Source organism: Bradyrhizobium sp. Mp27 (assembly GCF_029953005.1).
Lineage (GTDB): Bacteria > Pseudomonadota > Alphaproteobacteria > Rhizobiales > Xanthobacteraceae > Bradyrhizobium > Bradyrhizobium barranii.
In genome coordinates this window covers 1-5,999 of the sequence record NZ_JASAUS010000274.1, presented here as the reverse complement: position 1 = coordinate 5,999, position 5,999 = coordinate 1, and the positions used below count along the sequence as shown (strand labels likewise).

Below are 5,999 nucleotides of genomic sequence, written 5' to 3'. Positions count from 1 at the left end.
TAAACGTCCTGCCTGACCGGCTACTGCTGTTCAGCGGCGCTGACGGCGATCATCAGGTGGGGGAGTTTCAAGTGACCATACCCGGGGGATTTTGACCGACCCACGGGGGACGTTGCCGTTGCAATCGTGTGGGTGCCGGCGCCAGGTTGGACGAATTTCAAGCTGACCAAATGGACGGATGGATCCTGCGCAAGCTCGTTTACGATCTTGTCGATGCACGAAGATGTACCAAACCTATATCGCGTCTCTTCAGCAGATGGTTCTAGGCCGGCGTCACGCAAGATTGTGCTTTTTGCCTGGAAATTGTGAGACCCTTCCGCCTTATCCTCTTTCAATTGAGTCTTAAGCTTTTCAGACTGTTCCTGCCGTCTTGCCGCCGAGCGGTGATTTTCCGTGCCCGGGAGCAGAACCCCCATTCGGGAGGAAGCGCTGCTTGGGAGATCAAGGAGCCACTCCGCGGCCAATCCAACACAGATTCCACTGACATTGGCTTGGGGCAATTCCGCCGTCCTGTAATCGAACAGAGGACGGACAGGGCTAGTGGCAACGGATAACTCGGAGCTGGAGGACAGAGAGGATGTGCTGAGGCCCGAGGTGTTTGAACTATCATCGATTGCATCTGAGGTATGCGGCTTGCTGAAGCAGAGCCCCATTCTATCGAACAATTCGCCGGGCGCCAGGCTCTCCAGCCGCGCGATTTCGGTGAGTGTTTGGGCACATTCGCTACCGTCTGCGGGCCAACTCGATTCCTCAGCTTGCTCAGTATGTGCGTATTCGCCATCGACTCGATTATACATGCTGGTTCACCGGCTTCTTCCGCGTGCGTCTCCTCAGAGGGCGCGCTGCTCACATCTTGCCTGCGACCGATATCGCGGCAAACTGACGAGGAGCTGGCCACCACACAAGCTTAGGGAAGCTATCGCCGTCATGGCAAATTGGCTGTGCGACAGTCCCAGCTTCCGGGCGCTGCTGCAGGTGTGAGGCAGTGGCCGACCAGCTAGTGACTCTTGCACAGTGAAAGAGGTCGCGCTCGTGTAATTTCAGCTTCAGTCAGGATGATGGCTGCGTTAGACGATGCCTTCACCAAACCAGGCTCGGTCGTGGGCTTGAGATCGATCTCACCCTCATCGTGCCGCGCCGCCCGGCGCCCAAAACTTCGCCTCCAAAGAGCGCGCAATTCGCGTCCCCAGTTCGCCCCGTGATCGGCTATCAGCGAGCGAGATGCTGTTGTTCGCTCTGAGGCTGCTCCTGTTTGACAGCGGCATTTCATCTCAGCCCGCCTTGCACGCCGCAACGGCCGAGCGAGCCTGACATACACCCGCTTGTGACATCTCATCGGGACGCCGAACCGGTGCTTGTGCACCCGCTCGGCCTCACCTTGTGCTCGGATATTGTAAACTCAGTCCGTCATGCTGTCGCGCTCATCCGCGCGAACAACGTTGCCGCATCTGAGGGACTCAATCCAACGACGCCTACGAAGCTCGGAGACGGCATCGGAATGTCTCGATAAATGGGTCTCCACAAATGAAGGCAATATCGGCTGTTATTCACATAACGCGAATGTGGCGGATGCAGTTGCATGACGCACTCTTCTTCATCCCAGAACATGTCTTTGACAAAGCACATCTCCTCCCAGTTTGGACAACGCCGCGGTGTCGAAACAGCGACATGCTCCCACCCAGGACGGACAAATGCACTTATCTTTAGTTCACACCCGCAAGGCCCCTGCACAAAGAAGAGACCGCAAGGGCCTGATCCCGGAGCAGTCGCGAACCGGCCATGCTGCACCCGGCCCGCCTCCAGCTTGTCTACCACCTGCGCTCGCACGCCCGCTCCTTTGCCTCTCGGATAGCCCTGAACTCTACGTAGATGACGTTGTCGCGCAACAAGTCAACCTCCGCGATTCTCGGCCCAGCTTTCCTGAACCACTCTACAACGCACCATCCGCAAAAGCGGTAGATGTCTATCATCACTCACGCTCCTCTAGTTATGCCTCTGGTGCTCGAATTGCGCTCGGTGCCGCCGGTTGCCTGAGGACGGGCGGCGGCACGATCTGTACGTTGAGTTAGGCGACCCGCCGATCGAATCTTCCCGCTACTTATGTAAGTCCGCCATTGAGCCTCTCCGCGGCGAAGCAGTCTTGATCGGTGCCAGGCATTCACTGCTCATCGCCGGCAGAGCGCACATCACGCTTGAGCATGCGAAGTCGGCGGCTCTTGAGGCCTCATCTCGTCTTCAATGAATTGTCCCTCATCATGCCATGCTCTCCTATTGGCGGCGGAATCCAGACTTCATGATGCTCGCAGTTGCCGCACCAGATAGCTCCGGGCGACATTGCTGCTTCTGCGGGAGTGTACTTGATCCCTTGCGGCCTTCTCGCAAAGGCTGAACAGTCCTAATGCGTCAATTATGTGAAAACCATTCAGTTTTATGGCGTCCAAATCGGCTCGTACATAGCCGCAGACGTCTGGAATGCACTTCTTAGCTGGCACATCCAGCGGACCGCTGCGACCTCGATCGTCAGCTAACGGTCAGGAACAATGATTAACCGATCTCATTGGCTGCCACTGCAAATATCGCTCGATTTATAGGCCTCACTAAGATGCGGCCCTTAACGCGTTGGCTACGTGACCTTGCCCCCATATGTGGAACGGCCCGCGAGGCAAGAGCTTTTTCAGTCGATTTCACACATTGGAACGGTGCGGTCATATGTCCGGCCTTTGCGCGCGGCACAATATGGCCGCTGGCCTCGATGAGATCCGCGGAACGAGGAGCTAAATCAAGTTTACGCGCTTGAGCGCATTGGGGGCAGTAGCTTCACTCGTTTCGGGATTTCGTCCCATGGGTTCATCGCCTGTTGTTGCACCTCGCCCTCTGCCGGCCTGCGCCGGTCAGATCGTTTTGGCGGTCACTGCGTCACCGCGGCAATCGCCAATGGGTCGGGACGCCGATAAATTTCGCCCTTGTCCAGGAGCGCCCAGATGATCCGCGCCGTCTTATTGGCCTGCGCGACGGCGGCAACCTTGAAGGGGCGTCTGGCGAGAAGCGCCTTCAGCCACGGCCGCGCCCGAACGTCGTTTCGGACAAGCCGCAAGACGGCCGTTGCCCCGACAACGAGGATAGAGCGGAGTTCTGGATTTCCCATCTTCGATATTCGTCCCAACCGCTCTTTGCCTCCGCTTGAATGAGGCCGCGGCGTCAATCCCAGCCAGGCGGCAAAGTGGCGAGCCGACTTGAACCCGCCGGGATCCGGCACAAGCGCTTTGATGGTCGCCGCCGTAATGGCGCCGACGCCAGGGATCGTGGTCAACCGACGCATGTCCTCGTCGTGCTTGGCCTCCGCGACGATTGCGCGCTCGAGCCTCTCGATCTGGTCGGCTGAAGCTTCAATCTCGTCGGCAATAGCCATCAGCGCGAAGCGCGCTGCTGCGGGCAGGCGTGCATCTGTCTCATCCCGTATGATTGCGACCAGCGCCTCAACCTTTGCCAGGCCGGCGGTGGCGATGATCCCCAATTCTGCCAGATGCGCGCGCAACGCGTTGACCGATTGCGTTCGCTGCCGCACTAGAAGAGCGCGGGGTCTTCAGCACCATCGCGGCAGCCTGTTGCTCAGCCGTCTTAATCGGCACGAAGCGCATGGTCTTTCGGGTCACCGCTTCGCTGATGGCCTCAGCGTCCGCCGCATCCGTCTTGCCACGCTTGACGAAGGGTTTGACATAAGCCGGCGGAATGAGCCGGACCTCATGACCGAGAGCTGCGATCTCGCGCGCCCAATAGTGGGCGCTACCGCATGCTTCCATCCCCACCAGGCATGCTGGCAGCTTCTCAAAGAAACGCAGAACTTCGCTGCGCCGTAGCTTCCGGTTGAACACGGGTGAGCCCTCGGCATCCGCCCCGTGAACCTGGAAAACGTGCTTGGCCAGATCCAGCCCGATGGTGATAACCTGTTTCACGGAACGGTCCCTCCTTTGTGGCGTTCGAACAACGACCACGTTCTAGCACTTTGATGCTGTTGGAGCGGGCCGTTCCACCACATCAAGTTTTATCCGGTCCTGAGTTCGCCCCGGCTGTTAGATTTGCTCGGTTGGGCGGTGGCAGCGGCGGGAGCTGGCGCGGAGCCATCGGCATAGCGCAGCGCCAGATCCCGTCGCGGGTTGCAGGTGAAGGCAAACTCCGATGGTGTTTTCCATCCGAGTTGCGAGTGAGGTCGCGTATCGTTGTAGTCGGCCCGCCAATGTCCGAGTTCGACGCGGGCCTGGGCCAGCGACGTGAACAGCGTCTCGTTCAACAATTCGTCTCGGAGACGGCCATTGAAGCTTTCGATGAAGGCATTCTGCGTCGGCTTGCGGGGCGCGATGTAATGCCAGTCGACACGGCTCTGGTCGGCCCATGTCAGGATGGCGTTGCTGGTCAATTCGATGCCGTTGTCGCTGACCACCATTTTGGGCTTGCCGCGCTCAATCATCAGCCGGTCCAGCTCCCGCGCCACCCGGGAGCCCGACAGTGAGGTGTCGGCCACCAACGCCAGGCATTCGCGCGTGCACTCGTCGACCACGGTCAGGATGCGGAAGCGGCGGCCATCGGTGAGCTGGTCCGAGACGAAGTCGAGCGACCAGCGGTCATTCGGCGCTATCGGCACCACCATCGGCGCCCTGGTCCCGAGCGCCCGCTTGCGGCCACCACGGCGACGGACCGCGAGCCTCTCTTCCCGGTAGAGCCGGAACAGTTTCTTGTGGTTGACCAGATAGCCCTCCCGCCTGAGCAGAACATGCAGGCGCCGATAGCCGAAGCGACGGCGCACCTCGGCAATCGCTCTCATGCGTTGGCGTAGGGCCGCGTCGTCCGCCCGGGTCGTCCGATATCTGATGGTCATGCGGCAACAGCCGATGGCTTTACACGCCCGCCGTTCGCTCATCCCGTGGGCGTCCACGATCGGCCAAAAGCCGCTTCAGCCGCGTGTTCTCATCCTCCAGCGTCCTCAGCCGCTTGGCCTCCGAGACCTCCATCCCGCCAAACTTGGCTTTCCATTTGTAGATGCTGGCATCGCTGACGCCGTGCTTCCGGCACAGATCGGCAACCGACACGCCAGCTTCGTGCTCCTTCAAAATCCCGATGATCTGCTCTTCCGTAAAGCGGCTGCGCTTCATGCTCTGGTCCTCATATCGGCCAGAGCGAACTTCAATCTGGATTAAGTCCACGGGGCAAGGTCATACGGCATGACGCTCGCGAGGCGCTCACCTTTTGCTGTCGAGTAGGCCGAGGGAGTTTCACCCTCGGCCGCTCACAGATCCGGACGTGATACTCTCGCATCATCCGGCTCCTGTTATCCAACCGTAGCCCGTCCAAGCTTTTGCCAATGGACAAAGAGCTTTGGATTTTGCTTCGCCATCTCGTTGAGTTTCCGCAACGACCGTCCCCGATGGCCCTTCAGTTGCTTGTACTTGCACCGAAGCCACGCGCCGAGGCGCTCATCGAAGTACTCATAGAGCCTACGCAGTTCCGTCGGGTAGAATCGCCCGTAGTATTGATCCCAGCCCCGAAGGACGGGGCTGAGACTACGCGCGATGTCTTCAAGCGGAAGCGGCGAGTGCTGAGGCAAGCGCCATCCTCGAATGCGAGCCCTCATCTCCTTGAGAGAGTTCGGACTCACGCCCGGAAGGAAGCAGGTGAAGATCCTGCCCCACCGGTTCTTCGCCATACGGGGGCGGAAGCTAAAGCCCAGGAAGTCAAAATGGATCTGCGGGTAGGACCGCCGTCGATTGCTGTCAGCGCAGTAGACCACTTTAGTCTTCTCCGGATGCAGCAATAAATGGCAGTCAGCAAACCGTCGTTCCAGCGCCGATTTAAGTTCCTCCGTTTCCTGCCGCGTGCGGCAATGGCAGATGATGTCAGAGCTGGCCCCGCAAATTCGGACAGTAGCTTGAGTGGATTTTCTGCCTGACAGCGGCGAGGATTCTTGCTGCGAATCAGGAGCGAAGATGACGAAGAAGAGCCGCCGG

2 protein-coding genes and 2 pseudogenes are annotated in these 5,999 nt (G+C 59.3%); all 4 read right to left on the bottom strand.

The window, feature by feature from the left end; all coding sequences use genetic code 11:
- Window positions 1-20 precede the first annotated feature (20 nt).
- Window positions 21-653: a YopT-type cysteine protease domain-containing protein gene (locus tag QJT78_RS47650; protein ID WP_281460743.1), complete on the bottom strand. Its 633-nt coding sequence runs from the start codon at window positions 651-653 to the stop codon at window positions 21-23.
- A 2,255-nt stretch (window positions 654-2,908) separates the two neighbouring features.
- Window positions 2,909-3,953 (bottom strand): annotated as a pseudogene (locus QJT78_RS47645) (IS110 family transposase).
- 89 nt (window positions 3,954-4,042) lie between these two features.
- Window positions 4,043-5,147, bottom strand: a pseudogene (locus tag QJT78_RS47640) (IS3 family transposase).
- Window positions 5,148-5,323: 176 nt separating this feature from the next.
- Window positions 5,324-5,999 (bottom strand): group II intron maturase-specific domain-containing protein (locus QJT78_RS47635; RefSeq protein ID WP_281460742.1); only part of this gene is annotated, 676 nt, incomplete at its 5' end.